At 55.2% G+C, this 15,867-nt stretch carries 15 protein-coding genes; 3 read left to right on the top strand and 12 right to left on the bottom strand.

The annotated features are described in order from the left end of the window. Positions 1-10 precede the first annotated feature (10 nt). Complete coding sequence (locus tag FQ182_RS28930) at positions 11-175, top strand: DUF1523 family protein (RefSeq protein WP_256667233.1); 165 nt, start codon at positions 11-13, stop codon at positions 173-175. Between the two features lie 127 nt (positions 176-302). On the opposite strand, the gene FQ182_RS28925 is transcribed toward FQ182_RS28930, so the two are convergent. From FQ182_RS28925 to FQ182_RS29950, 6 genes are all read right to left on the bottom strand, one after another. Next, positions 303-728, bottom strand: a complete 426-nt coding sequence (locus FQ182_RS28925; protein ID WP_042561205.1) for a hypothetical protein — start codon at positions 726-728, stop codon at positions 303-305. Between the two features lie 93 nt (positions 729-821). Then, positions 822-1,298 (bottom strand): hypothetical protein, encoded by a 477-nt coding sequence (locus FQ182_RS28920; protein ID WP_042561206.1) that lies wholly within the window; start codon positions 1,296-1,298, stop codon positions 822-824. Positions 1,299-1,382: 84 nt separating this feature from the next. Next, on the bottom strand, positions 1,383-2,594 hold the full coding sequence (locus FQ182_RS28915; RefSeq protein ID WP_033896493.1) for a hypothetical protein: 1,212 nt from the start codon (positions 2,592-2,594) through the stop codon (positions 1,383-1,385). A gap of 11 nt (positions 2,595-2,605) precedes the next feature. Further along, the gene (locus FQ182_RS29955; protein WP_042561207.1) at positions 2,606-4,588 is read right to left on the bottom strand and encodes a hypothetical protein; all 1,983 of its coding nucleotides are present in this window, start codon (positions 4,586-4,588) and stop codon (positions 2,606-2,608) included. Between the two features lie 9 nt (positions 4,589-4,597). Then, positions 4,598-5,455 carry an SH3 domain-containing protein gene (locus FQ182_RS28905; RefSeq protein ID WP_033896491.1) on the bottom strand — a complete coding sequence of 286 codons (858 nt, stop codon included), beginning with the start codon at positions 5,453-5,455 and terminating at the stop codon, positions 4,598-4,600. Positions 5,456-5,477: 22 nt separating this feature from the next. Beyond that, complete coding sequence (locus FQ182_RS29950) at positions 5,478-6,737, bottom strand: hypothetical protein (RefSeq protein WP_042561208.1); 1,260 nt, start codon at positions 6,735-6,737, stop codon at positions 5,478-5,480. Between the two features lie 418 nt (positions 6,738-7,155). Between FQ182_RS29950 and FQ182_RS28895 the strand changes: the two genes are divergently transcribed. Together FQ182_RS28895 and FQ182_RS28890 are read left to right on the top strand one after the other, a co-directional pair. Then, a complete protein-coding gene (locus FQ182_RS28895) occupies positions 7,156-8,409 on the top strand; it encodes a TerD family protein (RefSeq protein WP_042561209.1) in 1,254 nt (417 codons plus the stop codon). A gap of 327 nt (positions 8,410-8,736) precedes the next feature. Further along, positions 8,737-9,993: a VWA domain-containing protein gene (locus FQ182_RS28890; protein ID WP_042561210.1), complete on the top strand. Its 1,257-nt coding sequence runs from the start codon at positions 8,737-8,739 to the stop codon at positions 9,991-9,993. A 57-nt stretch (positions 9,994-10,050) separates the two neighbouring features. On the opposite strand, the gene FQ182_RS28885 is transcribed toward FQ182_RS28890, so the two are convergent. The 6 genes from FQ182_RS28885 to FQ182_RS28860 all read right to left on the bottom strand — a co-directional run bounded on the left by FQ182_RS28885 (position 10,051) and on the right by FQ182_RS28860 (position 15,836). Then, a complete protein-coding gene (locus FQ182_RS28885) occupies positions 10,051-11,244 on the bottom strand; it encodes a DUF4236 domain-containing protein (protein ID WP_080896062.1) in 1,194 nt (397 codons plus the stop codon). Positions 11,245-11,381: 137 nt separating this feature from the next. After that, a complete protein-coding gene (locus FQ182_RS28880; protein ID WP_052491574.1) occupies positions 11,382-12,356 on the bottom strand; it encodes a lysozyme inhibitor LprI family protein in 975 nt (324 codons plus the stop codon). 83 nt (positions 12,357-12,439) lie between these two features. Next, positions 12,440-13,447 carry a hypothetical protein gene (locus tag FQ182_RS28875; protein ID WP_095668235.1) on the bottom strand — a complete coding sequence of 336 codons (1,008 nt, stop codon included), beginning with the start codon at positions 13,445-13,447 and terminating at the stop codon, positions 12,440-12,442. 166 nt (positions 13,448-13,613) lie between these two features. Beyond that, a complete protein-coding gene (locus tag FQ182_RS28870; protein ID WP_033896483.1) occupies positions 13,614-14,192 on the bottom strand; it encodes a TerD family protein in 579 nt (192 codons plus the stop codon). Positions 14,193-14,276: 84 nt separating this feature from the next. After that, the gene (locus tag FQ182_RS28865) at positions 14,277-14,852 is read right to left on the bottom strand and encodes a TerD family protein (protein ID WP_042561212.1); all 576 of its coding nucleotides are present in this window, start codon (positions 14,850-14,852) and stop codon (positions 14,277-14,279) included. A 27-nt stretch (positions 14,853-14,879) separates the two neighbouring features. After that, positions 14,880-15,836 (bottom strand): TerC/Alx family metal homeostasis membrane protein, encoded by a 957-nt coding sequence (locus FQ182_RS28860; RefSeq protein WP_371923921.1) that lies wholly within the window; start codon positions 15,834-15,836, stop codon positions 14,880-14,882. Positions 15,837-15,867: the final 31 nt, after the last annotated feature.

Genomic DNA, 15,867 nt, shown 5'->3' with positions numbered 1-15,867 from the left:
AATCTTGTCCGTGTTCCCAAACATCACAGACATCGAAGCCACAAACAGTCGCGAAGAGCCGTTTCCTTGGTTCAACACGATCTTCCTCAGCGTAGGCACGCTACTGATTTTGTTTGTGGTGTTTTTCATGCGCCGGCGATTCAAGCGCAAGACCAGGGGCGAAGTACTGGGTTGAACAGTTGAACCACCCGCCTTTTCAGCTTGGAAGATTCGTTAACCGCAGAATGAATGCCAGTCAGTTACCTGACTGGCATTTTTTTGTAGGTGCGATTCCTTGTTACGGCTAGGCTAAAGCAAGCCAGTCAGCGCTTTACCATTTCACACTGACGTCGCATGTCATCGTTTTTGATGCTCCCGCAACTGCCATTGCCAGTCTTGGCGTAGCACAGGTATCGCTGGTCGTCGTCGCGGATACTCGCGCAACTGCCGTTGCCTGTTTCGACGTAGCAGGCGTTACGCAAGTCGTCATTGTTGATGCTTGCACAGCTTCCGTTGCCCTCTTTCACGTAGCAGTATTTGCGCTTGTCATCATCACGGATACTCGCACAACTGCCATTGCCGGCCTCCACATAGCAGGTAGCGCGCAGATCGTCGTCCTTAATGCTCGCGCAACTCCCATTCCCTTCTTTGACGTAGCAGTAGGCGCGTTGATCGTCGTTGTTGATGCTGCCGCAACCGGCGTGAGCGAAGCCGCTGAGCGCCAGCAGCATTACCAAAAATAGCCTCATCCCACCCTCCATTAATTGCCAAACGCTACCTGAAACTGTTCGTAATTGCCGCCTCGATAACCGTGGTTCGGGCACAAGAAGGCAAATGACAGATCAGCCGCGAGCTTCTTTCTGAAGGTCGTCCAACTCGTCCACGATGTCTTCATCACGATCCTCGAACGCTTTGGCCATATCACGCTGTAGATCAACCTGGACTTCCATGGTTTTCTTGGCCAATTTCATGCCGTCCTTAGAGCCCATGATAATTTTCATCGCCTGATCCGGATGCTTGCTGGCCTCGATCATCAATTCGAGTTCGTCGGCATCAAAGTGATCTGCGTAGACCTGGACCAGGGTGTCTTTCAGTAGGTCCTGGGAAATGTTGTCCTCGATCACGGCCTTGATTTTTTCTGGCGCGACTTCGCGATATTTGGATGCATAACCCGACGTGGCGACTTGCACTACCATCTTGTATTGGACGTCCATGCCCATCAACTTGACCAGTTCTTCAGCTTTGTCCTGGCTTGAACCGCAACCGGCCAGCAGCACCGAGCAGAGCGCCGTGATTGCCCATTTGGAAACGTTCGTCATGAAATGCCTGCCTTTGTCTTGAGATTTTTTTAGGTGACCGTGGAGTACGGCGGACCGCACTCCAGGCTCTAGGAAATGTGGTGATCAGTTCGTCTCAAGCGTGAAGCTTTTGCTCACGAACAGGCCGGAAAATAACGACTTGTCTTCCTTGAAAATGTAGGACTCTTCAAACTTGGCATCGGTGGCCAGCTTTTGAGCGATCGCGCACTCCGAATCGCTGTGATCCTTGCCCTTGACTCCAAAGTCACTCTGATAACCTGATAGGCCTGTTTCATTGCAAAAGCCGGTGAACTCCTCACGCTTGGTAGCGGCCTTGAATTCGTCGAACGACTCCTTTAACTGGTCGAAGCCCTTGTAGGTCAGCGAGTAGCTGGCCACCTTGGTCTTACGAGCAAAGTCACCTGCGGCTTCCGCAATTACGGCCTGGCCCATGGACGTACTGTAAGCCCCCATGATGAAGCCACTTAGCGCGCTCTTGAGTTGCGCCTGGACATCGTCAAGCTCTGGGATGGACGCAAATTTAGCCTCGCGCACAATCCGGCCAACTTCGCTGCCGTCATTACGATGCACCACTACAAACTCGACCGAGCCTTCGCCGTCGCTGGAGCGCGTGAGCTTGAAGTCCAAGTCAACTTTGGTGCCGAACTCCCCTGTAGCGCCGGTGATAAATGCACCAGTGAACGGCAGACGTTGGACGATATTGCTACCCCACGAGTAGGGCGACTTGACCACGCCTCCGTACTGATCCATCTCCGCGCGCGGCTGGATCTCATCCGCTACTTCCGAAGGCAGGACCACATCTGTGCCTTTGTGCGACAGGTAAGGAGTACTCATGTCCATGCCCAACAATTGGACATGAATCTCGCCCTTCTTGTTATCACCTTCGCGGCTAACCTTGAGGGCGTCGGCCTTCAAGTAAACGCCACCGGCACGACCGCCACCAGTACTGGACGAAAGCAGATACCGTGACCATTCGACCAGGGCAGACTCTTTTGCCCCGGAGTCCATTCCACCGAGCAGCCCCATAATCCCTTTCAGGAATTTATCTGCGCCGTTGGTCTCTGCTGCAACCAGGCGGATTTCTGGTGTTTCAACGGTGACGTTTCCCGACCAGAAGGAATAGGAAATATCTCCCTCGCTCAGGACGTTCTCGAGGAAGTACTGTTCCTTCATCTCATCGTACTGACGCAGCGCTTGCTTCTTGCCGGAGCTCGATAACCCCACACCAGCCGCAAGAATCGCAATACCGGCGACCGCAGCGGCGATGAGGATGTGCTTCTTGTTCATCGTTTTCATAGTCGGTTGCCTTACTGAATTTGAGCAGATGCTTGCTGCCAATCAATCACGTGCTGCTGAGAGACTGCAGGCGTCCAGTTGAAGTCGATCCCGGCGCTAGGAAATTCCTTGGCCAGTACGGCACCAAATGACACTCTGTCAGCACAGTGGTCTTGCTTGCAGGCCTCAGCCGCGCCAGCGGTATACACGCGATACGTAGGAACGGCGCGACCGTCTTCGAGCGGCAGGAAGGGTGTCATGTTTGCCGCCGGCAGCACGTACCACTGGCTCTCCAGTTCAGCATCAGCCTGTACACGCCCCTTACGTGGGAAGTCGACCTCGTAGAAGTCGCCGCTCTTTCCGGTGACGTGAATCATCATCGGCACAGCGGACTTTGAAGAGCTCGGGTCCTGCATTGCGATCGGCGATGGGAAGGTGACTTTGATACCGGCCATCTGCGCCAGCGCTTCAGCCTCCCGACCTTCGAATTCCTTCATCCCGGATTTGAGTTGTTCGTAACGCTCCAAGACGCGTGTGTGCAGCTCAGCCATTTGCTGCTGCAGGCGACGTACTTCTCTCATGCGGATCTCCTCGCGACGCAGGGCGAAGTTATTGCCTTGGCGAGCATCGAAGTAAAACTCACCACGGTTCTCGCCCATACGCGTTTTGAGAATGTTGTCTTTGGTTTCCGACGCGTATCCCTCGGGGTAAAGCGCTTCGAAGTTCTTGGCGAAGAAGAGGTTCGACAGGCCGACGGTCGTTGGCGACGTTGCCTTCACCAATTGGTAGACCTCAACCACAGCGCGCTTCAACTCAACCGCATCAAGAGCAAATGCCTCATCTGCAGTGATCACTACGTAATACGGATCACTGGAGAACGGCGACAGGACACGGTAGTTGGGGCGCTCAAAGGCCAAATACACCTTCATGTTACGCGCAGGCAGTTCACCCACCTGAAAGAGTGCTTGGTCTGCCCGGCTATTCAGGAAAGAAAGCGCCTTGCCTTTCACCGCTGGGACCAGTGCCTGGTTGAACATCAGACCGCTCGGGTGCACGGTTGTTTTTGACCAGGTATCACCGCGATAGGTGTTCGGTACCGCCCAACGCAATTTGTCAAAGGACCCCTCGGCATAGCCTGATGCAGAGCAAGGCATGGCGGGTGTCGACGCAAAGGACAGACTTGGATCGGACTCATCAGTTACCGACTTACTGATAACCCATTTGCATCCGCTTCCGTCGGTAATCCCCATCAGGTTCTGGTTGGCCAGCACCAATGAGCGGCCGAAGTCACCGGTAGGAACGGCGGCAACAGCGGCCGGCGCTTCAGCTGGAGCGGCAGGCTTAGGGGCGGCGGCTGGAGCTGCCTCCACAGGTACTGTGGCCACGGCAGCTACAGGAGCAACAGGGGCAACGGGCGCAACCGTCACAGGTACTTGAGCCACCGGCACCGGTTGCACTGGCGCGGGTGAAGCCTCTGGTGCTGGTTGTGGTATCACAGGTGCCGTTACAGGCGCTGGGGCCGGTGCAGCAGCCACAGGCGCTGCGACGGCAGGCTCAGTAGGCGCAGCGGCGGCTGGTAGTACAGACGCAGCCGCCCCAGCTGCTGGTGGCGTAGGAGGAGAAGCCACGGGGGCTACCGAAACAGCGGGCGCGGCAGCGGCCGGAGCGGCAGGCGGTGAAGTCAGCGTGGCCAGGCCCAGATTGGTCGCATTGCCCGCACCGGTGGCGTAAACCGCCCCCTTTGCGTCGACTGCTTTCCAGGTGACCTTGGCCGTCGGGCATTCCTGTCCGAGAATATACGGGAGCTTCGATAGAAGCGTGTTCAGCGGCTTCTGGTCATCCCACGTTGGACGCTGCATGGTGATGGCCACTTCTGGTTTGCACCAGGTGGTCGCCTCACCATCGACGTTCACCTGGATCTGTTCTGTCTTCGAGTAGGCGAGCTGGTGAGCCCAGGCTTGCGGCGCGATGCCGCAAGCACCCACTACAACGAGAGCGAGTGCGCGGTTTTTCATGAAGATCCCTTAGATGAGTTCCCAGGTGCCGTTGGCTTGTTTGCAGAAGGTGTTCTTCTCCTGCTCAGTGTTTCCGTCGGCCGCTTTGAGGCTCACGGTCACCGGCCGGCAAGACGTTTCAGCAGCGACCTGCTGAGTTGGCAACGTCGGGATCGAATCCAGATCGAAGGCCTTTGTTTCCTTGTCGGCAGCGACGTTCATCTCGTCCAGGTTGGCCGCGGGCTTCACACTCTTCGCAACGGCTACTGATTTTGGTTCAACCAAATCTTTGTGGACGTAGCCGACAGTGACACCCTTGCGGCCGACAAGAATCCAGTCGCCTGTCGAACCAACGGCAGTGAACTCGGTGCCGGGTTTCAAACCACCCACTTTGTCTGCGCCTTTTTCAGGCGCGGCGCGGACGTTCGAACTGCTTTTGGTGACGTACTGCTCGTTAATGAGTTTCATCGAAGGGACGGCAACGATCTTAGGTGCACGTTTCACTTCAACCGTTTTGGTTTGGGTGAACTCTTGGCCCTGAACGATCTCCGCCGAAGCGCCGGAATGCGCCGATGTCCAGGACACAGGCAAACTGGACCCGCTCGGCGAGGCGTTCAAAGCATCTTGCGTGCGTTGCGCCAGGGCCTGCTGATCCTGCTCATCGAGTTTTGCACCGATTTTGTTACCGATGTAACCGCCCAGTGCACCGCCGACCAGGGTTGCCACGATCCGTCCGTTGCCTTTCCCGATGAACTGCCCGATGACAGCGCCAGCGACGACACCCACTGCGGTACCAGCCTGTTGCTTGTTGATGCCCAACTCAGCGCAGCCAGAGGTTGATGCTGCGATGGCCAATGCCAGTACTGAAACGAGAAACTTTTTACGCACGGTGACTCTCCCTTTGTGTAGGTCACTCTGCTTTCAGCAGAGGCCTTGTGATGTTGTAAAGCATTGCTTCTGAGGACATGGCCCAATGGAAAACGGTGGCAAGCACAACTGGCTGTTTGCCCAAGCTCCTGAACGCATCTCTATAACCGGGGCTATCGACAATTGCGTTGCCAACAACGAGAGGCAGCATAACGATCGAAATCACGGCGACCGGTCGAACGAAGCGAATTCGCCCGGGGAGGCTTCGAAGCGCCTCAATACCCGAGATGATCAAGACCACAAGACTGATGCCGCCGAAGAACAACCCGCTAAGAAGGGAGAAGGGGATAAACCACATATTCTTGAGGACGTTCAAACCCTCAGCGCCGTGGATGTCGGTGTGAGCGACGTCATAGGCCATGTTGTCGGCAATGCCAGGCAGATAAGCCTGGTACTGCTCTCGCGTAGCCAGAAGGTTCATGCCCTTCACATAGAGAGGACCGAGCTTGGTTTTCGCCATGTGGCGAACCTCGGTGGTGTTGGCCAGCGCATCTCGTGTCCGCACACCGGGATTGATTGACCGGGCATACTCGTCAATGGTCGGCTGGTACCCCAGATCTGCCCCAGCATTCGGCCACTTGATCGGTCGCCACTCACTCCCCGGAATTCCCCCTGCACGAAAACCTTCGAGCTGTGCATACGCCCTGCTGATGTCACTGATGGAGGGCACGACAGTTTCTTGCAGCCGCTCGTATAACGCGTCTCCATTACGGACGGTGTAGCCACGAAAAACTGCAGCTGAAAAGCCTTGGAAGTTCTTGTCGATGCGCTCGACGTAGGAGCCTTGAACACTCATCAGAACGCCGAGGTTTGCTATGAAAGCCTTGCCCTCTCCCTGGTCCTTGTAGGCCTTGTAGGGTATCTGCGGAATAGTCAGGGAGTCGTAAAGCAACCCCTTTTTGGTGACGTATGCGTAGAGGCTGCTAACCCGTAGCGAGCCGGGGAATTGCTCGGCGATCCAATCCGGAGCGGCCCCCTGAAACCACCAAGTCAACGGAGTGACAACAAGTGTCGATGCTGCGAGCCAAACCCACAGCACCCTCCCCTTGCCTTGGTAACGTCGATAGCAGATTCGCCATACCAGCAAGCACATGCTCGTAGCCGCCAGGATCTGGCTATACGTCTCAAGGACTTCGAGTTTTCGGAGGGGGATATCAGCGCCAGCGAAGTTGAGCAGCTCGGCGTTGAACAGCAGACTGCAGATCAAATAAAGGGCGTTCAAAACAACAAGTGCGATTAGCATCCAACGGGTCCTTGTCAGAAATTAAACGCCAGGCCCTGGATGATAAGGGGGAGCGCGAATAGATGTAGCATATTGCCATCTAGCAGAAGACGGCACCACTCAAAATGCCCCGTCGAATTCCGATGCAGAACGCCGGGCAGATGTTTTCGTTACCTACGATCAGAACTTAACGGGACTGAGAGGACTTTCAATGCCGGGCACAACATTCCCTCCCGCACGTTCCAATTCTGGGTTTCAGACGGTGTGTAAATGGAGAATGGATGTCTCGGCGGTCGCCGGCGGCCAAGCCGTTAAACTGCATCAATGCGATCAGTCCCAATGAGGGGATCTTTCCCCTTGGCCGGCGTTCGCGCTCAAACAACGAAAGCGCAGCGCATGAACAATGCATTGCGAAAACCCATGGAATAGGCGGCATGAATTGAATCAGTCACTCAAACCCGGCGAGAACACAACGATCTCTTCCTCCCAAGGGCGGGTGGAAGTTACCCATGCGGCAGGTAACAACCTGGACGTAAACCTTACTGCGTTTTTGGTCACCGACACTGGCAAGGTGGTGGATGACAGCGGCATGGTTTTCTTCAATGCACCCGTGCACTCTTCAGGCGCGGCGACATTCGCGCCCCCGATCGCTCATGGCGACACGGTCAGTCACAGCATCAGCTTCGACTCGTCTCGACTCCCGTCCAATATCACGAAGATCGCAATCACTTTGACGCAAGACGGCAACGCCGGCGGCTTCGAAGCAGTCAAAGACCTTCGCGCTATCGTCATTGCCGGGGACCAAACCCTGGAACTGGCACCTGAGCCCTTTTCACAAGAGACGGGCATCATCGTGCTTGAGTTGTACGTCCGGAACGGCCAGCTCAAGGCGCGCTCTGTATGGCAAGGTTTCGCCTCAGGTCTTGCCGGACTCTGCGGGTTTTATGGCATCGAAGTTGAAGACGTTGCATCCTCCGCGCCGGCGGCGACACCTGCACCGCCTCCAAAGCCCGTCAACATCGCCAAGACCGTGGTTAAACTGGACAAACCTGGCAGCAGCCACAAGGTGTCCCTCGAAAAAGGGCCGTCCGCTCCAAAGGTTATTCGGGTCAGCGCAACGTGGGTTGATAACGGCGACGGATCTGACAATGACGACCTCGATCTGCGGATTGGCATCCTTCGTCCTGATGGGCGAATGTCCATCATCCAGGCACCTGACAAGCGTGGGGCTTTTGACGTCGATCCCTTCGTTTTCCATACCGGTGACGTAGTCTGCGCCAGCGCCTCCGCTCCAGGTATTGAAACCGTCGAAATTAATCCAGCAATCTCGCAGCTCATGGGGGGCAAGGTAGTGCTGGTCTGCAGCGTTTATTCAGCAGTAGACAACGGTGCGGTTTCGGTGGCATCGCTAAAACCAAAGATGCGGATGGAATACGGCGACCAGGTCGTAGAGTGCGCATTCGAATTCAAGTCCGGGTTTTTCAGCTCAATGGTGTTCACCTATGTAATCGGTCAAATCGAAATTGACCAAGATGGTATCCATCTAAGTCCATCCGGAGTTACCTCCAAAGCCGGCAGTGAAGCCACCCCCTGGCTGACTCGGAAGGGAGACAAAATTGAGCTAACGATGGACGGCCCACACGTATTCAAAGGGCGCCCAATCGAAAGGAGCGGCAAAAAGCAGTACGTCTAAGCTTTCGTGCTAGTAGGCGCTTTAAGCAGCTTCATGCCTGACCAGTACTCCCGCGACGGCACACGGCCGCCGCGGGATTTCTATTTTGGTTGTATGCCAGCATCATCGGCCTCATAAACCCATGTTGAATCGCCCCGCGCCCTCGAACAAAACAGCTCTTCCCATAGGAACTTCCCGCGGCGACCTCACTGGCCGTATAAGACTTGCAGGAACTTCGAGCGCCGTTAGGTTTAACCCGACGGATGAACCAGCCGCCGGTGCAGATACGGCTGTTTCACCAAGGCCATCTCATCATCAGGCGCTCTAATCGTCACAAAGGAACCATGCATGCAGATCACCCAAGGCCAGCGCATGTCGCTGGCAAATATTCTTCCCGGTCTATCCTTCACTCTCTCGGTCAACATCGAAAGCCCCAGCGTAGTCGACTTCGTCTGTTTCGGTGTCGACGACCAAGGCAAGCTTTCTGATGATCGCTATATGGTCTTCTTCAATCAGCCTGTTACGCCTTGCAGCAGTGTGAAGCTTGCTGCGGGTGGCCAGTTTGAAATTAATCTAGCCATCCTGCCCGCCACTATCGATCGCTTGATCTTCACTGCCTCCATCGACGGTGCCGGGGCGATGAGTGACATCCGGAATGGCAACTTCAAAGTAATCAGCCCCGCTGGTGAGATAGGAGCGACCTGCGCGTTCTCAGGGCTCACGTTCACAACCGAGAAAGCGGTAATGATCGTTGAGCTTTACCGAAAGAATGGGGAGTGGCGGTTGGCCTCTAACCTTCAGGGTTTTGCTGAGGGCCTGGACGCTCTCGTGAGGCACTTTGGCGGCGAAGTTACTGAAGAAGCTGCACCGGCACCAGCACCTGCCCCATCTCCCTCCACAATCTCTCTGGAGAAACGTGTAGCTGCTGTCGCGCCGGAACTGGTCAGTCTGGCCAAGAAGGCACAGGTAAGCCTCGAGAAAGCCTGCTTGGTTGGGATGAAAGCTCGTGTTTTGCTCGTGCTCGACGTCACCGACTCGATGCGAAATCAATACAAAACCGGCCGCGTACAGGAAGTTCTCAATCGTCTTGTGCCCATCGCCGTAGCCATGGATACAGATGCCGAACTTGAGTGCTGGACATTCGCCGAACGGCCACTGCGACTCTCACCTGTGACGCTTACCAACTACCAGAACTTTGTCGAATCCGACAACAATGGCTGGACCAAGTGGGACGTCGGTCGGCGTTACAATGATGAACCGAGAGCGATCCAAAAAGTGATCGAATCCTTCCAGGCGTCCAAAGACAAAACCCCTATGTTTGTCGTTTTCATCAGCGACGGTGGCGTTTCTGAAAACCGCAAGATCACGCAACTGATGGTGGATGCAGCGAAGCTGGGAATCTTCTGGCAATACGTTGGTTTAGCAGGCCGGAATTACGGCATTCTGGAAAAACTGGACACCATGCCCGGGAGAGTCGTGGACAACTGCGGATTCTTTGCCCTGGATGACCTTCACGACATGACGGAAGAGCAGTTGTACGACCGGCTGATGCAGGAATTCCCGATGTGGATCTTGGAGGCAAAGCGCGAAGGAATCATTCGCTAATCCTCTCCTGCACTGCCCTGCCTCACACCGCGGCGGCTCAAGCCGCCGCGGTTGTCTTCAGTTCAAGACCAACATATCCATCGGCGTCACCTCAACAAAACGCGCAGAGCGGTCCAGCTTTACCACTGCGCCACACGCGTTCAGGGTCGCTGCAGGATCGATCGCATCCAGACGATTAAAATCAATCGCATCCCACTGATCTCGGCCTACTAAGACCGAGAGCACGTAGTGATCATCCACCGCACCGGTTGCGGTGTTGTTACGCTGAATGTAGCCCGACACCAGGATCTTCTGGATCGCTGGCAGTAGAGCAAATACCTCTCCTACAACTCGAAACAGAGAGCCATAGCACAGCGCGACAAAGTCTCTGCGTACCTGGGCATCCGAACGATTTTTGAAGGTTAGTTTGCCGTTACCCCGGGCTTCAGCGCTGCGCTGCGGGATATCGCCCTCATCAGGTAAATCAACATCGAGCGCGACGCCGGTAACGTCTTGTGAGAACTCATAGGCCACTTGGGTTTCTTTTGGCCAGGCAATGCCGCTCAACACATAGTCCAGGGCACGTTCCATCTGAGCACTGAAGCCCTTTGCCGCCAGCCGGAATGCTTTCTCGATTTCGGTGCGTTCAAGTTCATGGGCGTCCCGCGTGGACTGCCAGTTCGCGAGGTCTTGTTGATACTGCTCTTCCGCCGACTCAGCCTCACGCTCAATCTTCGCGCTGCGAAGGAGCATTCGATCCATCAAACCCGGTGTTTGCTGAGCAGGCCTGCGGGGCTCTTCAATGGCGAATGGAGCTGGGATTACCGGCATGGCCCCCGGCCGAGGCGTCAGGAGGTGCACGCCTAGGCAGGATTCAAGCTCCTGATTGACCTTATCAGCTGCTTTGGTCAGCAAGTCCTGAATGGAGTCGGCCATCTCGGATTTGACGCGTTTGACGACAGCCGCCGGCAACTCGATGTCATCCATGTCCGTAATCAACAACGTGCCATCGTCGTTTACCTTGACCTTTACCTGGCCCGAGTATTCGCTTCCGGCAGGACCTGGTTGGGAACTACTCGATCTACTGGGCCGGTCGATCCTCTCACGGTATGAAAGACCAGTACCGGGTAACCCAGCATTGAGAAAGGTGCCATTGCGGCCCATCGTCATACTCAAGCCCCGGGGGCCAACTGAAGTGCTGATCCCCTTCCCGCTGATGTTAAGGCGTACGCCAGGCACAATCGTGATTCGCTTGCTGAAACGAAATCCCATGACTACTCCTTGATCCTTATTCCTGGATTCTTTGTTGTTTGAAATGCCGGCATCGGTCGGAGCCCCTACGATAGGCTCGACGTCCATTTACATCGGAGGTCGCGCCTGTGGCAATAGCGCAACCACCGATATATCACTTATGCCCGTCCGGCAATGTAATCGTCGATCGAACTGAATTGCCGATTGCGGCACATCCAGCCTGAGAGGAATACGAATATCGTCGTGGCAAGAACTGCCCAGCCGCGCCGCCGCCGGGCCTCACTTTTGGTGCGGGCACCACCGCACAGCAGGAGGGCCATCATCAGGAGGTAGAAGGTCAGCAGAATGACCTTTGCGAAGAGGGATAGAAGAAAAAACCAGATGCTGTTGCTTCTGTACGTTTGAATAAGCACCTGCAATGACATAAGACCACCAAGGACACAGGCAGCAATGATGGAGTAGTTGCGTGGGACCTCGAGCCAGGCGCTCGCGACGAAATACGCACCAATTCCCAAGATTGGAGTCAAGGTTGTCCAAAGCGCGTCGGTGTAGTCCTGATAGATCGTAATGGTCCCCCGGCGGTGCAGGTAAATGCAGACCAGCAGCAACATTGCCATCACGAACAAGCCAATCTTCAAGTTCAGGATCGCTTGATGATCATCCGCTGCACTTCGCGTCGCTGCCGACTTCACCACGGCAGAGACCATTGGAGAAGAAGCAGCCTTTGAAATCACATTTGTTTCAGATTGATCAACCCGGGTAGCGGCAACGGAGGTTGGCGCTTTAGATGGCAGATCAACCTTGGTGCGTGATAGAGCACTGAGCCGCTCATTCATCGATGCGGATAAGCAACTGGCGGTCTTGCAGTTGTCACGCAGGCGCAACCAGTCTCGTTGGTCTTGACGGACCTGTCCCTTGTTCGGCGCTGCGTCTAGAGCGCGGACATATTCGGAGTTCATCTGCTCATCCAGATGACTGAGTGCAGAATCTGCGCAAATCGATTTCTCAGCAAAGCTTGCAGCTTTGTTGCAATCAAAGCTGGTGGCATTTGAGTGGGCTGAGACTAGGGTGAGCAACATTACGAAAAGGCCAGAGCCGATGTTGAGTCGCGACATATTCGATTTTCCCTTCATTTTGTTTGCTCCAGCGTTTCGCCAGAGCCCTGCCTAACCGCGCTCGTATGCGAACGCCTAGGTGCCTGATGTCTGGCTCTTATTTACGACGTTGGGACCTGAAGAAATGTCGTGCCGTCCCACTTGTAGTTTTCGGTGCTCTGAACACTCGGGCAGCAATCTGCATCATCCGGACCGACGGAGAGAACAGTCAGCCTGACGGTTTGGGGGTCAACAACCTGGATGTCCTGGACACCATTGCCGACTACAGCTTTCCCACGGAACTCCCAGCCTGCCGAACCGCCAATGAACGCGGCAAGTGTTTGGAAGTAGCCATTTCCACCACCCTGGCCTTCGATCGTGTAGAGCACCACAGCATCCTTGATGCCGTCGCTATTCAAGTCTGCAAAGATGATCTGACGGCCGTCCTTGTATTCATCCCCGCCATCCTGAGCAATCTCACTCGCAATCATCCGATCTGCAGATGCAGCAAGATCGGATGGCACTAATGCCTTTGCCTGAACTGCAGGCACAACGGACTGGCTCGCTGGCTCAGCTGCAAAGGTAACTGGAGCGGCCGGAGTCTGAGTCGGTGTGTGAGGAACCTTACCTAACAAGATTGCCTCGGTCTCAGACATTGGCTCGGCAGGCTTAGCAGAAGCGTTGGTGGCCTTAATGCCGGCACTGACCTTTTGAAGCACTGCGGCACGCAGTTCTTGCATGTCTGAAATGTCGAAGAGTTGGTTGCGGGTATTTCCGAACGGTTGGGCTTCCCCCAGGAACCATCGCGCAAAAAAACCGGGACGTTTGTTTTCTTGTTGGTCGACCAGGTGGTCAATCAGCTCATTGGCGGTTTTTGAGAAGCGTTCAAATCCATCCTTGCCAACGACCTGCACGATCGAGTCCTTTTCCCGGTCAATATTACTGCGCGCGAGCTCGAGCATGACAATGTTCGTGTCGACCAGTTTGCTTTCGCACTCGTTCGTATAATTTCCAAGGCATGCCTGCCTGTATTCTTGAACTGCGTTGTTGGCCTTGAAGTCGTTGTAGGCTCCGCAGCCTGACATGGACACCAAAACACCTACAGCTACAACCCCACGAAACATGCCCATCCAAATATCCTTTTAAACCCGAGAACCGGTGGACTGCCGTGGAGATCGCCAGCAGTCGTTCCTAATGTTGAAGAGATCAAACCGCCGCCCACATGACCCATTCCGAGGTCATTCTGTAGGCAAGAAAAAGCCCCCGGTTCGCGGGGGCTTTCTCAAGCCTTCCGGCTTAGCCGATGTTCACGCCCATCGATTTAGCCAGAGGGGCCAGGCCGCCCGCAAAACCTTGGCCGATCGCCTTGAACTTGAACTCGTCGCCATTGCGGTACAGCTCGCCGAAGATCATGGCGGTTTCGGTCGAAGCGTCTTCGCTCAGGTCGTAGCGCGCCAGTTCTTTGCCGTCAGCCTTGTTCACCACACGGATGTAAGCGTTGGCAACTTGGCCGAAGCTCTGCTTGCGTGCTTCAGCGTCGTGAATGGTCACGGCGAATACCAGTTTCTTCACAGCGGCAGCCAGACCGGTCAACTTGACGTTGGCTTGCTCGTCATCACCGGCGCCTTCGCCGGACTGGTTGTCGCCCAGGTGTTCAACCGAACCGTCAGCCGATTTTTTGTTGTTGTAGAAAATGAAGCTGGCGTCGTCGAGGACTTGGCCGCTTTCACCCAGGATGAAGATCGACGCGTCGAGGTCGAATTTCGAGCCGTCGGTAACTCGTGCGTCCCAACCCAGACCTACAGTGACTTCGGTCAGGCCTGGAGCCTCTTTAGACAAACTTACGTTCCCACCTTTCTGCAAAGATACGGCCATTTTTGATTCCTTTTAGTGAGGTTGAAAGGCCTTTAATACAAGGCCAATCAGGAAAAATATTTAATTAAATCAACGACCTACGCGCTAGAAGTTCATGCCGTAGTTATTGGCAAGAGCTTTCAAGCCACCGGCATAGCCCTGGCCAACAGCGCGGAATTTCCACTCGCCACCGTTGCGGTACAGCTCAGCAAACACCATCGCAGTTTCGGTCGAAGCGTCTTCTGCCAGGTCGTAACGAACGACTTCCGCGCTGGTCGTATCGTTAACGATACGAATGAAGGAACCGCCGACCTGACCGAAGCTTTGCTTACGTACTTCAGCATCGTGAATGGTAACGATGAAGACGACTTTGTCCACGTCGGCCGGGATGCGGCTCAGGTCAACCTTGATTACTTCGTCGTCGCCATCGCCCGCACCGGTGCGGTTATCGCCAGTGTGCTCAACCGAACCGTCAACGCTTTTCAGCTGGTTGTAGAAAATGAAGTCGGCTTCGCCGCGTACTTTGCCATTTGCTGCCAGCAATAGCGCACTGGCGTCCAGGTCGAACTCAGCACCATCAGTAGCACGCGGGTCCCAGCCCAGGCCTACCAAGATTTTGGTCAGGCTCGGGTCGGTTTTGGTCAACGAAAGATTGCCACCTTTCTGTAGGGTCAACGCCATGGGTATTACTCCTTGTGGTATGGGCTGTTACTCAGCGGTTTCAGGTTGAGCTTCTTCCTTGCCTGGGAAGACAAGGCTTGCAACCACACCAATCGCCAGTACAACCATAACGATCAGCAGGCTGGTGTTTGCATCGATTGTGTAGCCATGGTGGAACATGTGGTCGGTTGCGTTCAGGCCGAGTTTAATGGCGATGAAGAACAGCAGCGCGACTACAGATTTTTCCAGGTGGACCAGGTAGCGTTTCAGCGCTTCGAGCACGAAGTACATGGTACGCAGACCCAGGATCGCAAACAGCATGGCAGAGTAGACGATCAGGGGCTCACGGCTAACCGCGATCACCGCCGGCACAGAGTCGAACGCGAACAACACGTCAGACACTTCGGCCACTACAAGGCAAAGGAACAGCGGGGTCGCAAAAATCGTTCCTTTTGCTGCCAGAGTCATGCCTTTGTTCTCAGGCTTCTGGAGTTCCACCTCCAGCTGCTTACGGCTGACGAAGAAATTATGGCCATGGAGTTTCGGCCACACAGGGAACAACTTCTGGGCGAAGCGGTAAGCCATATGCTTGGAGTAGTCCTCTTCCTCTTCATCATCACCGCCGGCGCGCAGCATCATAACTGCGGTCCAAGCCACGATCACTGCGAAGACGATTTCGACCCACGGACCGAAAGCCAACAGGCCGGTACCAATGGCAACGAAGATGCCGCGGAACACAATGGCGCCGATAATGCCCCAATACAGGACTCGGTGACGCATGCCATCTGGCACTTTGAACCATGCGAAAATCGCCATGAACACGAACAGGTTGTCGACGCTCAGAACTTTTTCCAGGGCGTAGCCAGTTACAAACAGGCTGGCGACTTCAGGGCCGTGCTGTACGTATAAGAAGCCGGCGAACGCTAACGAGATAGCGATCCAGAAGATCGACCAAATCGAAGCCTTAGCCAGGGAAATTGGCTTGTCACCGCGGTGAGTAACCATGTCGAGGAGAAGCGCGCCGAGCGCGATCCCG

This window comes from Pseudomonas sp. ANT_H4, from assembly GCF_008369295.1.
Classification (GTDB): Bacteria; Pseudomonadota; Gammaproteobacteria; order Pseudomonadales; family Pseudomonadaceae; genus Aquipseudomonas.
This window is presented reverse-complemented; position numbering and strand designations above follow the sequence as displayed.

What these genes read in the sequence shown, in the direction of transcription:
- FQ182_RS28925 (WP_042561205.1), bottom strand. Translation starts at nt 728, where the DNA reads ATGAGGCTATTTTTGGTAATGCTGCTGGCGCTCAGCGGCTTCGCTCAC.
- FQ182_RS28920 (WP_042561206.1), bottom strand. Translation starts at nt 1,298, where the DNA reads ATGACGAACGTTTCCAAATGGGCAATCACGGCGCTCTGCTCGGTGCTG.
- FQ182_RS28915 (WP_033896493.1), bottom strand. Translation starts at nt 2,594, where the DNA reads ATGAAAACGATGAACAAGAAGCACATCCTCATCGCCGCTGCGGTCGCC.
- FQ182_RS29955 (WP_042561207.1), bottom strand. Translation starts at nt 4,588, where the DNA reads ATGAAAAACCGCGCACTCGCTCTCGTTGTAGTGGGTGCTTGCGGCATC.
- FQ182_RS29950 (WP_042561208.1), bottom strand. Translation starts at nt 6,737, where the DNA reads ATGCTAATCGCACTTGTTGTTTTGAACGCCCTTTATTTGATCTGCAGT.
- FQ182_RS28890 (WP_042561210.1), top strand. Translation starts at nt 8,737, where the DNA reads ATGCAGATCACCCAAGGCCAGCGCATGTCGCTGGCAAATATTCTTCCC.
- FQ182_RS28885 (WP_080896062.1), bottom strand. Translation starts at nt 11,244, where the DNA reads ATGGGATTTCGTTTCAGCAAGCGAATCACGATTGTGCCTGGCGTACGC.
- FQ182_RS28880 (WP_052491574.1), bottom strand. Translation starts at nt 12,356, where the DNA reads ATGAAGGGAAAATCGAATATGTCGCGACTCAACATCGGCTCTGGCCTT.
- FQ182_RS28875 (WP_095668235.1), bottom strand. Translation starts at nt 13,447, where the DNA reads ATGGGCATGTTTCGTGGGGTTGTAGCTGTAGGTGTTTTGGTGTCCATG.
- FQ182_RS28870 (WP_033896483.1), bottom strand. Translation starts at nt 14,192, where the DNA reads ATGGCCGTATCTTTGCAGAAAGGTGGGAACGTAAGTTTGTCTAAAGAG.
- FQ182_RS28865 (WP_042561212.1), bottom strand. Translation starts at nt 14,852, where the DNA reads ATGGCGTTGACCCTACAGAAAGGTGGCAATCTTTCGTTGACCAAAACC.
- FQ182_RS28860 (WP_371923921.1), bottom strand. Translation starts at nt 15,836, where the DNA reads ATGGTTACTCACCGCGGTGACAAGCCAATTTCCCTGGCTAAGGCTTCG.